Origin of the sequence: Atopobium sp. oral taxon 416 (assembly GCF_018128285.1) — a bacterium.
In the GTDB taxonomy this organism is placed as follows: domain Bacteria; phylum Actinomycetota; class Coriobacteriia; order Coriobacteriales; family Atopobiaceae; genus Olsenella_L.
This window is the reverse complement of sequence record NZ_CP072380.1, coordinates 2,720,589-2,740,087: the sequence shown is the minus strand read 5'-3', so window position 1 is coordinate 2,740,087 and position 19,499 is coordinate 2,720,589. Positions and strand designations below refer to the sequence as shown.

The 19,499-nt window shown below is 64.0% G+C and carries 14 protein-coding genes and 2 pseudogenes; 15 read left to right on the top strand and 1 reads right to left on the bottom strand.

What is annotated here, in order from left to right:
• Positions 1-788: 788 nt before the first annotated feature.
• Both J4859_RS17205 and J4859_RS14385 read left to right on the top strand, forming a co-directional pair.
• A complete protein-coding gene (locus tag J4859_RS17205; RefSeq protein WP_256436762.1) occupies positions 789-920 on the top strand; it encodes a hypothetical protein in 132 nt (43 codons plus the stop codon).
• Positions 921-1,088: 168 nt separating this feature from the next.
• Positions 1,089-1,781, top strand: coding sequence for a hypothetical protein (locus tag J4859_RS14385; protein WP_212330920.1), 693 nt, complete (start codon positions 1,089-1,091; stop codon positions 1,779-1,781).
• Between the two features lie 146 nt (positions 1,782-1,927).
• Here the strand turns inward: J4859_RS14385 and J4859_RS14380 are convergent, their stop codons facing one another.
• Positions 1,928-2,584 carry a transposase gene (locus tag J4859_RS14380; RefSeq protein ID WP_212330917.1) on the bottom strand — a complete coding sequence of 219 codons (657 nt, stop codon included), beginning with the start codon at positions 2,582-2,584 and terminating at the stop codon, positions 1,928-1,930.
• 512 nt (positions 2,585-3,096) lie between these two features.
• Here J4859_RS14380 and J4859_RS16500 point away from each other — a divergent pair.
• The 13 genes and pseudogenes from J4859_RS16500 (at position 3,097) to J4859_RS14315 (ending at position 19,470) form a co-directional block, all read left to right on the top strand.
• Positions 3,097-3,666 (top strand): annotated as a pseudogene (locus tag J4859_RS16500) (serine/threonine-protein kinase).
• A gap of 195 nt (positions 3,667-3,861) precedes the next feature.
• A complete protein-coding gene (locus J4859_RS14365) occupies positions 3,862-4,908 on the top strand; it encodes a hypothetical protein (RefSeq protein ID WP_212330909.1) in 1,047 nt (348 codons plus the stop codon).
• 17 nt (positions 4,909-4,925) lie between these two features.
• Positions 4,926-5,435 (top strand): hypothetical protein, encoded by a 510-nt coding sequence (locus J4859_RS14360; RefSeq protein WP_212330906.1) that lies wholly within the window; start codon positions 4,926-4,928, stop codon positions 5,433-5,435.
• The gene (locus tag J4859_RS14355; RefSeq protein ID WP_212330903.1) at positions 5,416-8,991 is read left to right on the top strand and encodes a hypothetical protein; all 3,576 of its coding nucleotides are present in this window, start codon (positions 5,416-5,418) and stop codon (positions 8,989-8,991) included. The genes J4859_RS14360 and J4859_RS14355 overlap by 20 nt, the downstream gene beginning before the upstream one ends.
• A 140-nt stretch (positions 8,992-9,131) precedes the next feature.
• Entirely contained in the window at positions 9,132-11,036 is a 1,905-nt protein-coding gene (locus J4859_RS14350; protein WP_212330900.1) for a hypothetical protein, read from the top strand.
• A 95-nt stretch (positions 11,037-11,131) separates the two neighbouring features.
• Complete coding sequence (locus J4859_RS14345; protein ID WP_212330897.1) at positions 11,132-11,425, top strand: WXG100 family type VII secretion target; 294 nt, start codon at positions 11,132-11,134, stop codon at positions 11,423-11,425.
• A 92-nt stretch (positions 11,426-11,517) separates the two neighbouring features.
• A pseudogene (locus J4859_RS17980) lies at positions 11,518-12,042 on the top strand (FHA domain-containing protein); the annotation flags it as partial.
• A 3-nt stretch (positions 12,043-12,045) separates the two neighbouring features.
• A complete protein-coding gene (locus J4859_RS14340) occupies positions 12,046-15,117 on the top strand; it encodes an FtsK/SpoIIIE domain-containing protein (protein WP_249113669.1) in 3,072 nt (1,023 codons plus the stop codon).
• Positions 15,008-15,913 (top strand): hypothetical protein, encoded by a 906-nt coding sequence (locus tag J4859_RS14335; protein ID WP_212330891.1) that lies wholly within the window; start codon positions 15,008-15,010, stop codon positions 15,911-15,913. Before J4859_RS14340 ends, J4859_RS14335 begins: the two co-directional genes overlap by 110 nt.
• The gene (locus tag J4859_RS14330) at positions 15,910-17,157 is read left to right on the top strand and encodes an FHA domain-containing protein (protein ID WP_212330888.1); all 1,248 of its coding nucleotides are present in this window, start codon (positions 15,910-15,912) and stop codon (positions 17,155-17,157) included. The genes J4859_RS14335 and J4859_RS14330 overlap by 4 nt, the downstream gene beginning before the upstream one ends.
• Positions 17,150-17,497, top strand: coding sequence for a DUF4176 domain-containing protein (locus J4859_RS14325; protein WP_212330885.1), 348 nt, complete (start codon positions 17,150-17,152; stop codon positions 17,495-17,497). The genes J4859_RS14330 and J4859_RS14325 overlap by 8 nt, the downstream gene beginning before the upstream one ends.
• 35 nt (positions 17,498-17,532) lie before the next feature.
• Entirely contained in the window at positions 17,533-17,868 is a 336-nt protein-coding gene (locus J4859_RS14320; protein WP_212330882.1) for a hypothetical protein, read from the top strand.
• A 48-nt stretch (positions 17,869-17,916) separates the two neighbouring features.
• Positions 17,917-19,470 (top strand): hypothetical protein, encoded by a 1,554-nt coding sequence (locus J4859_RS14315; protein ID WP_212330879.1) that lies wholly within the window; start codon positions 17,917-17,919, stop codon positions 19,468-19,470.
• Positions 19,471-19,499: the final 29 nt, after the last annotated feature.

Sequence of the window (19,499 nt, the reverse complement as noted above, 5' to 3'; positions counted from 1 at the left end):
TCTTGCCTTAAGCCGCTTACAGTTCAGGGAGCCTAACTATGCTGGAGGTACTCAGCTATTTTTCATGATTGACTTTTAATAGTTAGTCTTTCTTGGACTGGTGCGCTTTAAGGGTCGCGTGCGTGGTCCTTGTTCTTCGTTAAGCTTAAGGGCCCAGATGAAGGTCGCGTCCACGATAGAGCCGCCCCGCGCCGTGATCCCTGCCTTCTCAAGCTTCTAAGTCCAGGCGTAAAGCACAAGCCTTGCCGAACTCCTCTCGCTTTAAGGCTATGGCGCATCTTCGCAAGTGTCGTCGCATCTGGTACCTGCTCAGACATGAGGTCTACGTGCACAGAAGTGCTACCAGGAGTGGCAATCCAGGATAGCATCTTTAAGTTCCCTCATCTTAAGAGCCCAAACATGACCTGCAACAGATACATCCTAAAGTATCGTCTTTGCAGCGCGCACATGCCTGACAAGAGCCTGTCAGTGGTAGCTGGTATCTACCAGAACAATCCAGCTATCCCACACAACGATTGCATCCATCCGCTCCAGGAGTGCCTCTCGCCTGATCTTTCTCCTTTTACCTTAGGATTTAAGGTCTTAAAAGCTCATCAGGCTACCCATATCTTCCTTTTGGATATGCTGGAATGTGTGGATGTAGCTATACCATATCCAGAAGACAGATAGGCATCTATGTGGGTATGGGCACTGTGTGGTTCGAGACATTTTGAACCGATGTCATACAGCGTGTGGCCCCAGTGACCTCATCGAGGCGAATTAATCATCGTTTCCCTAGGGCCGAGGCCGTGGACAGCAATATCGAGCTCACGGCCAAGATGGCCTACGGCTTCCGCAGCTTCGACAGCCTGAGGGCCATGGTGATGCTCAGGTGCTCGGGGTTCCCGATAGAGCTGCCCTGGACGAAGCTGGCGGCTTAGGATGGGCGCGTTCTGACCACACAAACTGCAGAAGCCTCGAAAACTTACAACATCATTACGTTTGGCATTGAGAATGGCGAGCTGCGGATGTTATGATTAAGAAGGCAATTTTATATAATGCAGAATTACAGATACTGACCAGGGATAAGAGATAAGAGGGAATACACAATGAATTCGAATTGTACGTACGCCGTTCATATGAACTGCAATGGGTTCAAGAGTCTGTTTGTCGCTCAGAATGGGAAGCTCCAGCGCGTCGCAGGTGTGTTCCTCGCCGTCGTCGGTGCGCTCGTGCTGCTCCCCCTTGCCTCTCTAGGCTATCTTTTCAAAGACCTGGGTTTGACGCTGCTGTTCCTGGCTCTCATGGTGTTCGGGATAGTCTTTGCGGTGCGTCCGCAGATGGCGCTCGCTGGTAGGAAGGGCGTCGTGTACAACTGGTTCTCCAAGCATGGATGCACCAATGCATCGGCCATGCCCCTCTCGTCCCTCGAGTGCGACTACCGTGTGAGCATCGAGGACTATGGCTACGTTGAGAGCTCGGCGTCCCCTACGAACCGCATCCCGTGGTTTGCCCTCTCCGGCAAGACAGCGAAGGTTCCTGGCGGCGTTTGCTTCCTCAAGGACCAGGGCAAGGATGGCTCCGTCATCTACAACGCCATTGGCATCAACTGGGCGTTCAGGAACGAGGACATGAATGGCCTGCTGTTTGTACCCAATGACGCTGCTACCCCCGAGCTGCTGCAGACCATTACCTCTCGCATAAAGGAGTCGAGGTCAACGTATACCGGCCGTGCTGGGCGAGAGCGCGCGAAGCATGACGAGGGGCTTGCCGAGTGGATCCTGGGCCCAAAGTCTGAGTAGCGCGCGGGTACAAGCGAGGGCGCAAGCACTGCCCTCATCCTCACAGTCTCCTGAAAACTCCATGATAGTCTCAGAACGATCGCACTATACTTCGGTCTTTGACACTTAACCCTACATAGCTTGCACATAAGGGCTGGCGAAGATAGCTATTTGATATCCTTGCCAGCCTCCTTCTTTGTGGTAATCGGGCCCTTCCGGTGGGTCTTCCTGACGATCTTGTTCATCTGCCGCATGGGAACGATCTCGAAGTCGGTCCTGAAGCCGAAGGCATCATGGAGCGCATCGGTTACCTCGGTCCTCATGTAGAGGGGGCGCCAGCCCTCGCCTGTAACCTCCTCCATCTGCATGCCTCTTAAGGTGTCGACGATCTCGGGGCAGCTGAACCTGCCGTCCAGCCTCTTCTCGAGGATCCGGTAGATGAGAAGCGTCAGGAAGCAGGTGAGGAAGTGGGCCTCGATGCGGTCCCTGCGCGCGAGGAAGACGGGACGGGCCTTAAACTCGCCCTTCATGATGCGGAAGCACTCCTCGACCTGCCAGCGTCCGGCGGCGAGCTTCACGATGCCCAGGACATCCTCGTCGTCGAGCGAGGTAGCCAGGCCGTAGAAGCCGTCCCAGGAGGCCTCCTCTTCGAGCTTCCCGTCGTCGACGGAGAGAATGCACCTCTCGGCGACCTCTCCCTCCTCGGTCACGGAGGTAAAGGAGACTGAGCCCTGTCCATTATATTGACAGGGCTCAGCTATCTGCCTCGCAGGGTCATAGGACACCGTGGCCTTGCGGGTGAGGCCGCGCTCCTGCTCTGTCATCCGCCTTGCCTCTTCCCTGGCCCAGTCCATCACGTCCGTGCCCGAGGGGAGCATCCCCTCAAGCTCGGATCTAGTGTCGAGTCTCCTTACGATCTTTGAGGTGGATCTGCCGGTCTTCCTGTCCCGGTAGGTCTTGGCTATATAGAAGGTCTCGCTGGTCTTGGTCCTTGTTAGCTAAACCTTCATATCTTTACCCAATCCACATGCAACTGACACCAAATACCACAGATACGTCTACCATAAACCGACGTATAAGAAAAGCCACAAATCCCAGGTAGACCCAGAAATTTGTGGCTTGAATTAGTTCGATGATTGTCGGCTAAGTGTCAAAGTCCCGAGTGGATCCTGGGACCAAAGTCTGAGTAGCGCGGGTACAAGCGAGGGTGCAAGTGCTGCCCTCATCCTCACAGTCTCCTGAAAACTCCTTGATAGTCTCAGAACGATTGCACTATACTTTCTATCCAGAAGAATGAGCTAGACGAGAGGATGCGATCACGGACGTTCAGGATGCAGTGGGAGACCACGGTGATGCAGTGGGAGACCACGGTGACGCCCCGTCTGGTGGCGAGGGCGAGCAGCGCGTCGAGGCTGTACCGGCGGTTTGCGGAGCACACCTCATAGGCGGCCGCTATCAGCTGCTCACGGTTATCGGCAGCGGCGGCATGTCCACCGTCTACCTTGCACTCGACAAGGTGCTCAACAAGCAGTGGGCCGCCAAGGAGATCAAGTGCGTCGAAGACCCGGCCATGCGCGACCTGATCGTTAAGGGCATCGTCACCGAAGCGAACATGATCAAGCGCTTCGATCACCCCGCGATTCCTCGCATCGTAGACATCGTCGACGAGTCGGGCACGCTCTACGTGATCATGGATTACGTAGAGGGCCGCACGTTCGCCGACGTGGTCTTCTCTATGGGACCGCAGCCCGAGGACGCGGTAGCGAGCTAGGCCATCCAGCTCTGCGACGTCCTCGAGTACTTGCACCAGCTGAATCCCCCGGTCATCTATCGCGACATGAAGCCCTCGAACGTGATGCTCAAGCCAAACGGCAGCGTCGCCGTGATCGACTTTGGCATTGCCTGAGAGCTCCACAAGGACGTCGAGGACAACGGCCTCGTAGACGAGGACCTTCTCGGCACGCGTGGCTACGCGCCTCCCGAGCAGGTCGACCCCAACCGCGGTACGGACGCCCGTTCCGACGTGTACTCGCTCGGCGCGACCATGTACTGTCTGCTCACAGGCAAGGATCCAGCGAATTCAGCCGGCGAGCTGCCTGCTGTGCGCCAGATTCGCCCCGAACTCTCCGAGGGCATCGAGCGCGTCGTTGCGCATGCGACGCAGCCCGACCCCGATGCTCGCTACGCGGACTGCGCCGAGATGGCCCACGCGCTCATGCACCGCTCCGATGAGGATGAGCGTCGCCATGCGTTGCTGAGATGCACGTGGAGGACGTTCGTCGAGCTTGCCGCAGCGGCGTGCGTGGCCCTTGCCGTCGGCATCGTGGGAACCGTCGGCCGCGTCGTCACGACGAACAGCGACTATGACCACTGGATGGAGATCGGCAGGCAGACCTCAGACGCCAGCGAGGCCGTGGCGGCCTACGAGCGAGCCGCGCAGATAAAGCCGCAGGAGACGGATCCCTACGAGGGGCTTGTAGAGCGCTTTCGCGAGGACGGTACGTTCACAACCGACGAGGAGGCGGAGCTGAGGTCTGCTCTGCTCCCCAACCTGGACCAGCTGCGCTCCTCTGAGGGCTACGCCGGGCTCGCCTTTGACATCGGAAAGCTGTACTGGTACGACTTCGGCGTGGACCCTGCCGAGACGTCGTCGCTCGACCGCACGACGCAGGTGGAAGGGCGCTCCGCGCGCATCCGCGCCGCCGTCGAGTGGATGGGTGCCGCGGCGAGCGACCCGGACTTTAAAAACCACGACCTAGCAGAGGTCTACGCCGGTATCGCCGAGTTCAACCAGGACATAGTCCCGCTCATTAACGAGGGGTCCGACGAGGGCGTCTACGGGCCCTACTTTGCGAACCTCCAGAAGCTTGTCGCGACGATGGCAGACTCCGACAACGACGTCATGCGCCTCGAGACCGCGAACCTGGCGCTCGACTCTCTCACGACCTACCCCCGCAAGTTCCGTGCGGACGACGTGTCCGAGAAGGACATGGAGGCCCTCGCCTCCGACGCCCGCAGGCTGGCGGACGAGACCTCGCCGACCACGCCTCTCCTTGACGCAGAGAAGGCAAGCGCGCTCTCGACGTCGGATGGCGTGAGCCAGGCAATCGATGATGCGTTCGTGGACGCAAGGACGGTGCAACAATGAGCGTGCAGGCTTTCGGCATGGTTGAGATGGTTGGGTATGCAGTTGCCGTGGTTCTTGCCATCGCAGCCGTCGCCTACTTCGTGACCCATCACATCCGTGAGGTGCGCGGCGAGCTGACGGGCGCCACGGCGCGCGCGGCAATCCAGGAGATGCGCGAGGAGGGCGTGAGCCGTTTCGCCGCCGGTGCGCTTGCCACGCCGAGCTGGAGAGGAGGGGCACTGGGCTCCGCGGAGGCACCGAGCGGTTCTCTCCACGTACGCTTCTTTGGCCGGCGCACCACCGGAATGACTGATGCCCAGGCAGAGGAGCCGTCCTCCGAGTCGGATACGACGCTTCTGGAGGACGTGCCCGAGATGTCCAAGGGACAGGCGCGCACCCGAGCCACGGAGACCGTGCCCGCCCAGGCGTCAAAGGCTCCCTCCGAGTCGGATACGACGCTTCTCTCGCAGGCTGCCGGCGCATCCGGATCGGAATCGATGACGACCCTGCTGGGAGGCGAGGGGACCAATGATTCTGAGCAGCGCTGACAAGGATGCGACGGACGCCCCGGAAGGCAGGTCCTCCAGGGTGTGCCTGCGCGGAAACGTGATAGTGACGCTGGGGCTCAGCCTCACGCTCGGCCTCACGCTTGGCCTTGGGTGCCCGGCACATGCCGAGGGTGCGCCTGCCGACGCCCCGAGAGGCCAGGCCGCGATCCAGGGCCAGCCAGCCTCCCCGAGCCTCGTCGATGCCCGTTCGCCTTTCTCGCAGGGCACCTTCCGCGTGAGGGATGATGTCCAGACGCTGGCGGTCCCCTATGGCGTGGACGTGCCGACGTGGCTCGGAGACGAGCAGCGCGAGCGCGCCCTCTTCTCGATGTCCACCTGGCGCTACCCATCTGTGGCAGATTGCTTCGTGAGGGGCGAGGCCTTCGCCCTGCTGCCCAACGTGGCCTATCCCACCTCGACGGACGGCGGCAAGCTCTCCGACTTCGTGGCGTGGGGCTCCACGTGTCGCGGGGTTACGACGCCCGAGCTCTCGGAGCTGGACTCGAAGGTCCTTCTCGCCGCAACCCCCACGAGGGCGGCGGACGTGGCAGTGGCTCCCGTCGACGCCCTCGCTGACATCGAGATGGGCGATGGCGACGACGTGCACGCAGCTACCGTGGGTACACGCGACGACGGCTCTGCCTTCGTGTGGCGCAACGCCTCCGACACGACGCTTTCCCTGAAGGCCTCTGCGGCAGACGATGGCGCGACTCTCTCCGATACCTACCAGCTCGAGGCAGACGGCACTTTCGCGAGCGACAGGGCAGGGGATGTCCTCGAGCTCTCGGGCCTTTCGGGCTCGAGCGTCTACCTCAAGCTTGCCAGGGACATGACCTGCGCGAACACCGTCTCTGGAATCTCAACGACGTACAGCGCCGGCCAGGTGCTGTACGTCGCGGTGGCCCGTGACACCCTGGCGCCAAAGGTGGGCCCAGGCAGTCTCGCCGCCACGCTCTCCTCGGGAGACGCAATCTCGGCGGATACGTGCTGGATCTCTGACGGCACGCTCACCACGGATGCCAGCGGCATCAAGCTCAGTGTGGGCGTGGAGGACGCTGCCGCCCCAGATCCCAGCCCGGACGGCGAGGAGGTCTCGGGCGTCGACGCCACGAGCGCCGAGCTCAAGCTGGACGGCGCCACCGTGCGGGGAAGCGTGAAGGATAGCGTCGCGACGTTCGAGCTCTCTGCGTCGACGCTGGGGGGAGAAGGCACCTATGACCTCTCCTCCGCGACGGTGAGCGTCTCCGACGTCGCGGGCAACGAGACGACGGCCAGGCTCTCCGACCTCCTGTCGGGTGCGAAGGACGCCACGGTGGCCTCGCTCTCCAAGCTGAGGGTGCTTTCCGGCTCGTATACGACATCCGTCAAGGTGGTTGCCACGGGCGACGAGGATGACCCCACGGACGCGGGCGGTTCCGTCACGCTGAGCAACGCTGCCCAGGTCGTGCCCACCGTCACCGTAGCCGATCCGCTCTTCTCCGAGCTCATGGCAGACGCGACCTGGAATCCCCTCACCGTGAAGGTGGACGGCAAGGAGGTCTCGGTCCAGCCGAGCGCGTTCGCGCAGGGCAGTGACCCGGACGACGCCTTCTCATGCGTGCTCCCTACCGTCACCGACGAGGGCAGGCACACGGTCGAGGTCTCCTACATGGGTGCCGGCGCCAGGTTCAGAAGCCTCTCGTCGCTCATCCCCGGAGGTGCCGCCACCGTCTCCGCAAGTTTCGTGATAGACCGCACGGCGCCGAAGGTTTCCTCTGCCAGCGTTTTGGGTGGAATCGACAAGGGCGGCGTGAGCGCGCTTTCGGATGGCAGCAAGGTGCTCGTCTCCTCGGACACGACCGTCTCCCTCAAGCTTGCCGACCTCGCCGGCGGCTCCGCCACAGACGCCTCCGGTGTCGCCTCGTGCTCGGTGATGGCGTCGCGCAGCGAGGCTGTAGGAGACGCAGACGGCGAGAAGGTCGACCTGGGCGAGCCCTTGCGAGGCGCAGATGGTTCCTACGAGTTCACGCTGGGCGAGGATGGCTACTATGACCTGGCCGACGTCCGCGTCACCGTGACCGACAAGGCCGGCAACAGCGCGACCTACGCGCTCTCGGAATCGGCTGCCGCCGCCGGCTGGGGCATCTCCGGTATCGCGGTGGAGACGGCCGAGCCCATTCAGCGGGAGGGGAGCCTCTCGTATGGCTTCTCGGTACAGACGTCGAGTCCCGACGAGGTGCGCGAGATCTCGGACGGGCGCGTGTTCTACCCGACCGACTCGACCCTGACGTACGCGGTGAGGGACCGTCTCGCGCCTCTCATCGCCGCCCTGCCGGGATTCGAGGGGCACTTCGGTGTCACGAGGACGGATGCGAAAGGCGCGAGGCAGGACATCCCCAACGTCGCCGTCGACGCCTCCGGCGCGAGCCGCCTCGTGGCGGTCCCCGGCAGGAGGGGCTGGTACCAGCTCGACGTGCCCCTCTCCTCGGGTGACTTGCCGGACGGCTGGTACTCAGCCAGCTTCAGCCACCTCCTCTTCTGGCGAGGCTCCTCGGTGGAGTTTGGCGTGGATACGACGGCGCCGCAGGTGACGGGCGCAGCGTACGAGGGCGAGAAGACCATCGCCTCGTTACCGGACGGCTCGCGCGTGCTCGCGGGCTCCAGCCGCACCATCCGCGTGCGCCTGCAGGACCTCTTCCCCCACGAGGACGGCACGAGTGCCGATGCGGCGGGCGCCAGCGAGAAGGGCACCTCCGGGCTCGACGCGAGCTCGGTCCGCGCGACCCTCTCCTACGCAAACGGCCTCGGCGCCTCGGCAGAGAAGGCGCAGACGGAGCTTTCACCCTCCGTCGGCTCCGACGGCTGGGCCGAGATTCCCTTGGAGGGCGAGGGGCTCTACTCGCTCGAAGACATTCGCATCGAGGCATCGGACGAGTGCGGCAACATGCTCTCCGCGACGCTTGCCGACTACATCTCCTCCCTCTCGGACGAGGAACGCACGAAGGAGGGCTGGGACTTCTCGTCCGTCCTCGTGGACAAAGGGACGAACCTCGCGCTCTCCGCGCAGATTGTGGATAGCGAGGACACTCCCGCCTCCGCGAACTCGCACTACCACCGCGGCGACGCCTCCATCCAGGTGAGCGTCGTGGACCCATGGCTCCCCGTGTACCGGGTGCTTGCGAGTGGGGCCTCGCTGGCGTCGGGCACCGTCGCGATTCCAGACTCGGGCTCGGAGGATCTTGCGTTCTCGCTGACGCCCGATAGCTTCCAGGCGACCGACGACTCCCAGACCACCTGGACGGCGACGGTCACGCTTCCCTGCGCCGAGGGGAGCACACTGCCGCGCGAGGGCGAGTACCAGGTGGAGGTCTCCTACCGGGGCGTCGCGCGCACGCTCGACGGGCAGGGCCCCCTCACGCAGGAGCTCTCCTTTGGCGTGGACTACACTGCCCCGAGCTGGGCATCGCCAACTTCTCAGAGACCTCGCCCTTTCCCGTTTACTCCTCTGGCGAGAACCGCGGAAAGCCCTGGGGGTGGGTCTTCGCCACCGGGAGGGAGACGGGGACGCTCTCTCTGAGCGACAACCTCTCCGGCGTTGACGCAAGCACGTTCCAGGCACACGCCGCCGGCACGGCGACGCTCTCGACCGGTTGCAACCTCGCCGCGGATGGCCTGTCGGGCACGGCGTGGCTCGCCTTCGACGGCGACGGCGCGCGTATGGCGCTCGACGGCTCCTGGGCGAGCGTCGCGGACGTTGCCGGCAACGTTGCGAGCATAGACAGCTTCGTCGCTGTGGGGGTGACGAACCTCCCGGCCGGCGCGACGGGTATCGCGATAGACATTGAGGCACCGCAGATCAGCGTCACCTACGACAACAACGATGTTCGCAACGGCAAGTACTACAATGCCGGACGCACCGCCACGTTCTCCGTGAGCGAGTCCAACTTCGACCTGCTCGCCGCATACGCCCCAGATACGCAGATCGCGGCCGCGTACCGCGACGGCGCAGACCATCCCTCCACGACGCTGAATGTGAAGGACTTCTCGCCCGTGGAGCAGCCTGACGGTACGGCCGTCTACGTCGCCTCTATCGAGTGCGACGAGGACGCGGACTGGCACCTGGAGGCTTCCTTCACGGACCCCGCGGGCCATGCCTCCAACGTTGTCTCCGACGACTTCGTGGTGGACACGACGGCGCCCTCACTCAGGGTCTCCTATGACAACGACGACGTGGCCAATGGCATGTACTACAAGGCGTCACGCACCGCCACGATCGTGGTGGACGACAGGAACTTCTCGCCCGAGGGCGGGTCAATCGACGCCGAGGCGCTCTCCGGTGGCGTGGCGCCCTCCGTAAGCGGGTGGAGCGAGACGAAGGAGCGCTCCGTGTGGCAGGCGACGGCCTCCTTCGCGGGCGAGACGCACTACCAGCTGAAGGTCGCCGCCACCGACCTCGCAGGCAACGTGGCCGAGCCCTACGACTCTGGCGAGTTTGTCATTGACATGACGGCCCCGCAGGTGAACATCGACGGCGTGGCGAACAGCACCGCATACGCTGGCGACCTCGCGCCCTCCGCGAGCTTCTCCGACACGAACCTCGACCCGTTGGGCTCGGGCACCGAGCTCGTTGGTGCCCGCACGGGTGATGCGTACTTCGACGGCGAGTACGAGCAGTCCACGGCGACCGACATGCGTACGGGCTTTGCGGACGTGCCCGCGGAGCCGAGGTACGACGACGTCTACACCTACACCGCCACCGGCATGGACCTCGCCGGCAACACGACGACCGAGACGGTGCGCTTCTCAGTGAACCGCTTCGGCTCCACGTACTACCTCACAGGCGACTCGGACGACATCGTGGGCGCCTATCTCAGGCAGCCGCGCGACGTCCAGGTGGTCGAGGTGAACGTGAGCGGCCTGGACACCTCTGCATCGCGCGTGAGCCTTGCCGCGGACGATCGCTCGCGCGACCTCGTTGCCGGGCAGGACTTCTCGCTCGACCCGAACGAGGATGACCAGGGTTGGAGTTCGACGACCTACACGCTGCCAGCCAGCCTGTTCGCGCAGGACGGCTTCTATCGCGTGACCCTCACTTCCACGGACGCGGCGGGCAACCTCTCACAGAACACGATGGAGGGCAAGGGCATAGACGGCGAAGGCGACTTCCCCGTCTCGTTCGCCGTCGACTCCACGGCGCCCGAGGCAGGGCTCGTGGGGCTCTCGAGCGACACGACCTACCTCGACCCGAGCAAGACCGTGCTTGCAGACGGCTCCGATAACCTCGGACTTCGCGACCTGACGGTGTACATGGACGGCAAGGAGGTCGCCTCCTGGGATACCAGGCAGGACGGCATGCCCATCTCCGTGCGGCTACCGTCCGACGATGCCGTGCACAGCTACCGCGTGGTCGCGCACGACCTGGCGGGCAACGAGTCGACGGCCGCCTGCAAGGGCGTGCGCGTGACGGGCAACGTCGTGGAGTACGTGCTTGCCACACCGGACCTGCTCGCTCGCGTCGTGGGAGGAGCCATCGTGGCGGTGGGCATCGTGGTTGCCGTGGTGTTGCTGGCGCGTAGGCGTCATGCGGCCATGGAGTCGAGGAGGAACCCCTTCGGACACTAGCGGACGATTCCTCGCGGCGCACGCGTCGCGAGTGTCGATAGGGAACGGCGGCCTTCGCGCGCTGCGTCGGCCGAAACTCGAGGAAAGGACAAAGAATGGCTGGTCAGATTAGGATCACCCCGGATCAGATGCGTAGCCGCGCCGGTCAGTACCGCAACGAGGCTGAGAACGTCGGCAGTGTCATCTCCAACATGGACTCCCTGCTCAACGCCCTGCGCAGCGAGTGGGAGGGTGCCGCGAGCGACTCGTACGCCGAGCGCTTCGCAGAGCTTCGCCCGGGCTTCGTGAAGGCCCAGGACCTCATCAACGAGATCGCCCAGGCCCTCGACTCCACGGCCCAGAACCTGGAGGAGACCGACTCCAGCATCGCCGCCTCGTTCCGCGGCTAGACCCCCTGCGGCGGGGCCGTCTGCGGGCGGCTCCGCCGTGGCCTCGGCTCTGCTGTTGTCCCGGCCCCACCGACCCACGCCACACAGGAAGGATGCGCATGGCAAGCCTGCTCCTCACGCTCATAGCCGACGGTTCGATGCGCGTGAGCGCTTTCGACCCGGACGCCCAGTCGGTGCTGTTCGTAGGCGCCCACCCTGGCGCAGCCGTGATCCAGATGGAGGACGGCGCCTGCACGGTGCGTCCTGCCCATGCGCACGAGGTCCTCGGTCCCTCGGGCGAGCCGATGGAAAAGGCGACCCTTCCCCTCGACGAAGAGGCCGTCTTCTCCATCCGCTCCGCCCAGGACGGCACGGAGGCGGTTCTGTTCTCCTATCCCTCGACAGGTGGCCTGCGCCGTTTCGAGAAGCGCGGGTTCTCCTGCGACGCCAGCGTCCTCATCGGCCGCAGCCCTGCCTCGACGCTCCGCTACGACTCTCCCTATGTCTCCGAGCGCCACGCGCGCATCGACCTCGTGGGCGAGGGCGTCTGCGTGACGGACCTTGGCAGCGCGAACGGCACCTTCGTGAACGGGCGGCTCATCCCCGCCAACCAGCGCGTCGCGCTCGCCCCGGGAGACGTCGTGAGTATCCTGGGGCTGAGCATCATGGCGGGCAGGCACCTGCTCGTCTCAAACAGCCCTCGTGGCGTCACGTTTGACCATCTCGAGGGCATGGGCCTGATCGACCACGACGCTTTCCGGGTGGCGTGCCCGCCCGCGAGCGAGCCCATGGGGGAGGAGTGCCTGTTCTTCCCCGCGCCGAGGCTCTCCTACACGATCCACAGACGCACCTTCCAGGTGGACGAGCCACCCCAGCCCAGCAAGCCCGACGACAAGCCGGCCATCATGCAGATGGGTCCCTCGTTTCTCATGGGGATGGCGTCGGTGTTTTGCGCTGCCAATGCCGTGCAGGGCATCATGGCCGGTGGCAGCGTGATGAGTGGCCTGCCCTCGATTGCGATGTGCGTATCGATGCTCGCGGGCATGGTGATCTGGCCCGTGATCTCGCGCTCCTACACGCGTCGCCGCGACGCGGAGGAGGAGCGGCGCCGCCAGAGCCGCTACACCGACTACCTCAACAGGATGGAGGTCGCCTTCGCCGAGGAGTGCGACAGGCAGGCGGAGGTCCTGCGCCTGCGCCGCCAGGATATGCCTGCCATCGAGCAGCGCGTGGCCTCGCTCTCGCCGCACCTCATGAACCGTGGCCTGGACCACGGCGACTTCATGGAGCTGCGCGTGGGGAGCGGCAACACCGAGCTCGACGCCGACCTCCGCTTCCCGCAGCGGCGCTTCTCTATGGAGGAGGACCCGCTGCTGGACAAGGTCTCAAAGCTTGCCGAGAACCCGCCGGTGGTGAAAGGAGTTCCTCTTGCCTTCGACCCCGCCAAGCACCCGCTTGCCGGCGTCGTCGGCCCGCGCGCCCGCGTCTGGGCATTTGTGCGCGGCCTCATGATGCAGGCTGCGGCCTACTACAGCTACCAGGACGTGAAGATGGTGCTGGTGGCCGATCCCGCTGAGGAGGCGGAGTGGGACTTCGCACGCTCGCTGCCACACCTGTTCGACGACTCCGGGACCGTGCGCTACCTCGCCTGCGACTACGACGACCTCACGCTCGTTGGCGCCCACCTCTCGCACGTGCTCGACCAGCGCCGCGAGGAGCGCTTCGAGAAGGTGACCGACTGCGGTACCTACTACCTCGTGATCTGCGCGAACAAGGCGCTCTGCGAGCGCTCAGACGCGATCGGCGAGCTGGAGCGCATGCACGGCAACCTGGGATTTTCGCTCGTCTTCCTGGGCGAGGGGCTTTCAGACCTGCCGCGTGAGTGCTCCTACGTCATCGACCTCACCAATGAGGGGGCGCTCCAGGGCATGGGGTCCACGGCCCAGCTCTCTAAGGTCGTGAGCTCCGAAGGCTCCGCCTGTATGTTCGACCGGGACGACGTCGCCGGCACCATGGTGCGCTTCGAGCCGGACGTCCTCGTGGGCCAGGCCGACGCGCGCCGGTTCTCACTCGACCTCGTGCGGGTGCGCCTGGACATGCCCTCCCAGCGCTCAGCCCTCCCCAACTCTCTTGGCTTCCTCGAGATGTTCGAGGTGGGTAACGTGGCACAGCTCAACATCGGCCAGCGCTGGGCGGACGACGACGCGTCCCGAACGCTCGTAACCCCCGTGGGCAGGGATGCCGCAGGCGAGTGCGCCACGCTCAATCTGCACGAGAAGGCACACGGCCCCCACGGCCTCATCGCCGGTACCACGGGCTCCGGCAAGTCGGAGTTCATCATCACCTACATCCTCTCGATGTGCGTGAACTACGCCCCCGACCAAGTGGCCTTCGTGCTCATCGACTACAAGGGCGGTGGCCTTGCCGGCGCCTTCGACAACGAGCGAATCCGCCTGCCGCATCTCGCTGGCACTATCACCAACCTGGACGGCGCCGCCATCTCACGCTCGCTTGTCTCCATCAAGAGCGAGCTCAAGCGACGCCAGGACGCCTTCAACCACGCACGTGACGTGACGGGGGAGGCGACGATGGACATATACAAGTACCTGCGCTACTGCCGTCGAGGCGTACTCATGGAGCCACTGCCACACCTCTTCATCGTGGCTGATGAGTTCGCCGAGCTCAAGCAGCAGGAGCCCGAGTTCATGGACGAGCTCATCTCCGCCGCACGCATCGGCCGCTCCCTGGGCGTGCACCTGATCCTCGCCACCCAGAAGCCCACGGGCGTGGTGAACGACCAGATCTGGTCCAACTCGCACTTCAAGGTGTGCCTCAAGGTTTCCGACGCCAGCGACTCCAAGGAGATGATCCGCCGCCCGGACGCGGCCGAGATCACGCTGCCCGGGCGCTACTACATGCTCGTGGGCTACAACGAGCTCTTCTGCGGCGGACAGGCTGCCTATGCGGGCGCCGTGTATGCCCCGAGCGCCGAGTTCGAGCCCAAGGTGGACGACACGCTCGAGCTCGTGGATAACACCTGTGACGCGATCGACAGCGCGAAGCCGCCCTCGACGACCGCGAAGACAGACGAGTCCGAGCTCAACGCCGTGCTCGACCAGATCTGCGCCGTCGCCAAGGCGCAGGGCAAGGAGGCTAAGCGCCTCTGGCTCGACCCGCTTCCCGCGCACATCCCCGTCGATGCGCTGCGTGAGAAGTTTGGCCTTGCCCCAGGCGGGGCCTGCGAGGCCGTGCTGGGCGAGGCGGACGACCCCGGCCGCCAGCGCCAGCTCCCCTACACGGTGGACCTTGCCAAGGCGGGCAACCTCATGGTCTACGGCGCCCAGGGCTCAGGTGCGGACTCGCTCGTGGCCACGGCGCTCTACTCGCTCGCCGAGGATTATGTGCCCGAGCAGGTCTCTTTCTACGTCCTGGACATGGGCTCCGGCACGATGACAACGCTCGCCCAGCTGCCCCAGTGCGGTGGGGTGGTGATAGCGGGCGATGCCGAGCGCACGGGCAACCTCTTCCGTATGGTCCAGCGCGAGTGCGACGAGCGCCGCCCGCATGCGCCTGCGCTCGAACTTCGCCTCGAGCGTGGTCCTCATGCTCAACGACGAGTCCGACATGATCACGCTCCTCGGGCACAAGCCACCCACCGTCGTACCGCGGCAGGACCGGCGTGGCTACGTCACGATCGGCAAGGAGACGTTTGAGTTTCAGGGCGCCGCCATGGCCGCTGAGGGGATCTCGGACGCGAAGGCCGTGGCGAAGCTGGCGCGTCGCCGCCGCATGGAGTGCTCCGGACGTGCGCGTGCTATCCCGGTGCTGCCGCACCGTGTGCACGTGGGTGACATGGACGTCTCCCAGGTGGCGGAGGGAATGCTTCCCGTGGGTCTTGGGAAGCTCTCCGTGGAGCCCGCGTGCTTCCCCCTCTCGCGTTTCCCGATGCTCGTGGTGGGCAACGATGCGGAGGCCAACGCACGCTACCTTGCCGGCCTCAGGGAGGTCCTCGCCGCGTCCGGTGTCTCCTACCTGGTGGTTGACACCGCACGCCTGCTGGGCGAGGTCGATGACAAGCGTGTGGTACAGGACCCGGAGAAGGTTTCCGAGCTGCTGCTGCCTGCGATCCTGGCGCGCGACCCGGTGGACGTCCTCGTGCTCACGAGCGTCGTTGAGGACGTCGCCGCGCTGCCCGCCACGGCGTCCAAGCAGCTCAAGGACTACATCGCCAAGGAGCAGGGCAAGGGCGTCACGGGCCTGGTTGCGGCCTGCGAGGCGTGGCGCTGCAAGTCGCTGTACGAGGACTGGTACAAGACGCTTTCCGCCTACGGCAACGGCGTGTGGGTTGGTGGCGGCTTCGGCGACCAGACCATGTTCCGCTATGCGCGCTCGCTGCCCGAATACCGCAGGCCCGCGGCGGTCGACGACGGCTACCTCGCCCTGCGCGGGGACACCGTCGCGGTCCGTCTGCTCTCTGCCTCCAATGCGGACGGGGGCGACGTGCGATGAGGTTCTCGGAGCGCAAGGACTGGCACAGCGGCTCGCGCACGCTGCAGGTCGTGGGCGAGAAGCGCGAGAAGCTGGAGTACGCGCAGGCCGAGTGGCTCGCACACTGCGGCAAATCCTTCCTGCTCCCCTTCGCCTACGAGCAGGACGCCGTGCCGCCGCGCCTCTACTACGACGTGACGGGTCTCGCCAGGCTTAGGGACTACCTGAAGGCAAAGGTGACGAGCGCCCAGTATCTCGGCATGCTTGCCACGGTGTATAAGGCGATGGTCCTCTGCACGAAGCGTGGCTATCCCACGAGCGGCATGTGCTTTGACCCAGACCACGCCTACATAGCGGATGGCGGTGCCCTGCGGCTTGCGTTCGTTCCGCTCTCAGGCGGTCCCGAGCCTCCAGGGATGGCACCCCTCGCGATGCTCGCGTACCTCTCGGCGCGCAGCCATGTGAAGTTTGTGGTCGATGACGACAACCGCCTGCGGGAGCAGCTCGACGACTTCGTCCGTCGTACTCCCGTGCTCTCCATATCCGCGCTGCAGACGTTTTTGACTGTGGAGCTGGGCATGGATCGTGGCGAGGGAGGGGCACCGTCTGCTCAGGCGGCTTCCGTCCCGCTCCATACACCTTCCCCACTCGGCAGAGGGAGTGGCACCCCATCTTGTGCGGCAGCCTTCGACATGGTCGGCATGCTCTCTCACCGCGCCTCGGCCTTCGAGGTCACGGCCCGTCAGGGCGTGGCAAAGCGGGCCGTAAACGGTGTGGCGGACATCTCGCCCACCGCACCCTTCTCTGTCGGCACCCACGTTGGACCTGCAGACGAGGTCGCTGAGTCCACGCCTTCCGCACCCGCGAGCCTGCACGAGAGCAGGACGGTGCTTCTGGGGTCGGGGGCAGGCACGACATCGCAGGCAGCGGCAGACGGTGGCCGCCGGCCGACCTACGTCCTCGTGCGCGAACGCGATGGCAGCAGGCATAGCGTTGACCTCTCAGCACCGGTGACGGTGGGGCGCTCTGTGCATGCCGACGTCCAGATCGAAGGAAACGGAAACCTCAGCCGCCGCCATGCCCGTCTCTCGACGGATGGTGGAGGGATCACCGTACAGGACCTTGGGTCGCTCAACGGGATATTCGTAAGAGGGACGCGCCTGCCCAAGGAGGGAAGTGCCCGCGTGGAGCCAGAAGAGCGCTTCCGTCTGGCAGACGAAGCGTTCTATCTCCTGAAAGAGACAAGGGAGCCAAGAGATGACTGACACAACAGAGGGATCGGACATGGAACAGGGCCAGGAGCCGGGGATCGTCGTCTCATACCTCCCCATTGGCTCGGTCGTGAAGCTCAAGGACGGTGAGCGCCCCGTGGTGGTCGCGGGGTGCATGGCGTTCGATGGCGTAACCTGCCGGCTGTGGGACTACATGGGCTACCCATGGCCGGAAGGCCGCCAAGATGCCACCAAGGACTACTTCTTCGACAGCGACATGGTTGCCGAGGTCCTTCAGATAGGGTTTTTGGACCGCGCGGCAATCAAGCACCAAAGGGCTCTTACAGCTGCGTCCGGGCTGTATCAAGAGGCCAAGACAAGGCAGGGCAAGTAGCTGCAACAATCTCGGACTGAGTTTGGGGGTTGGTTATGGCTGGACACATCTTTGTAGACGAACAGGCGGCGCTGAATTCGGCAGTTGCCTATGACGGCATCGCTCAGGACTACGCGGCAATCGAGACGAGTGCGGCAGACCTGGGAAGCGAGCTCTTTGGCGCTTGGGAAGGCGAGGCTGCCTCCGCATTTAAGGGGACGCTTACCTGCATCGACAACTGCACCCTGGCGCTGGAGCAGGACGTGCTGATCCACGCGGGGCTCATCCGCAACGCGGAAGGCAGATTCATAGACAAAGACACCTACCTTGCCTCGACCTACGTCTGGGAGAAGGACTTCACGCAGGTCAGGTATCGCCCTCCCGAGCGCTAGCAGGCATCTGATGCTGCATGGTAACGAATAGTATTGGAGGTGAGAGCCTTGTCCGTACTGAGATTTAAGGTAAGCGAGCTTGAGTCGGGACAGAAGCGCATCAACGACATTGAAGGCAGGCTGCTCGACACCATTGCCACGACGTCGAAGGAGAACTTGAGCTTCTCGAGTGTCCAGTCAGGAGACTGGGCCGAAGCACAGGCAAAGGCCTCGGTCAACATCGAGACCAACGCACGCATCTTCAGCCAGGCGATGGCGCAACTCGACAAGGTGTTCGTCGGTCTCGTCTGCGAAGCGAAGACCATCCAGGGAAACAGGGATGCGCTGATGTCCGAGGCGGGGGCGTCTGTGGCCTTCGGGGACATGGTGGAGTGCGACACCGACGGCAGAGTCGGGCTCTTCTGCGACGAGGCTCGGGAGGAGATGGTGGACCTCAGCTCCAAGGTGGGGGATGCCATCGCTGCCCTCTCTGGTCTAAGAGGGGCTGGGGGAATCACCGGGAGCCTCTCCTCACTTCAAGAAGACCTCTCCCAACAGCAGGACAAGGTCCAGCGCATCTCGAAGGCGTGGGCGAGGCTCCAGTCGTCCGCGTCCGAGTTCGAGTCGGCCTACTCGAGCAGCACGGACTCCACGTCCTTGGACAAGGGCAAGTTCATAGACAGCGGAATGATCTTCGCGACGCGTGACACGATGGCCGACGAGTACGGCATGTCCGGGGCAGCGAGGGCCAACTCTGCCGCGACGTCGGTCACGAAGAGCGATACATACAAGTGGGCGAAGAGGATCCTCAGTACGCTTGGGAGCACCCTCGGGCACGCGAACGCGTTTGGTTCGATGGTAAGCTTCGCCGGCTATGCGAAGAGCCTCGCTTCTGGGGCCCCCGGGACGTTTCTGCTCAACGTGGTGGGACTGCGCAGTGACGAAGACCACTCCTTCGATCGTGCCGCCCTTGCCATCGGAGCCGAAGCCACGGGGTTCAACGCGAGCTTCTTCGGTACGGGCACATTTAAGTCTCGCTTTTTCGAGAAACTGGACGATGCGCGTCTTAGTTCCGAGGCAATTGACGCTTACGAGAACCTGCGCGATGGTGGGAAAGAAATCGGGGCGTACCTCTCGAGCAAGCTGTGCAAGAAAGCCTCTGTGGTAGCAGATGACATGGATGGACTTGCTTCTGCCACCCCGGCATTGGATGACGCCGCGAGCCTCGGTTCCTCTGCAGGCAAGCTCGCAAAGGGTGCCGGCAAGACGCTGGGGTTCGTCGGCGACGTTGTCACCATCGCCGACACATTCCAGAAGTCCAGGGAGGCGTACCAGACAACCTCCGGCGACCGTGCTCAGAAGTCCGCTGCCGCCATGGTGGAAGGGGGCGAGGGCCTCGTGAAATGGGGTGTTGGCAAGGTAGTGGGAGCTGTGGTCGGTGCCTGCTTCGGAGGCCCGGTGGGCGCCGTCGCTGGCATGGCCATCGGCTGCGGAGTGGACTTTCTCCTGGACCAAGGCCAAAAGATCTTTGACAACAGTCAGGCCAAGCAGGATATGATTAACACAGTCGCTAGCGCCCAGAGGGAGTCGCCGAGCGCCACCTTTGCGTTCGCCCCCCAGTAATCGAGGCGCCCTTTCGCACGCCGACATCA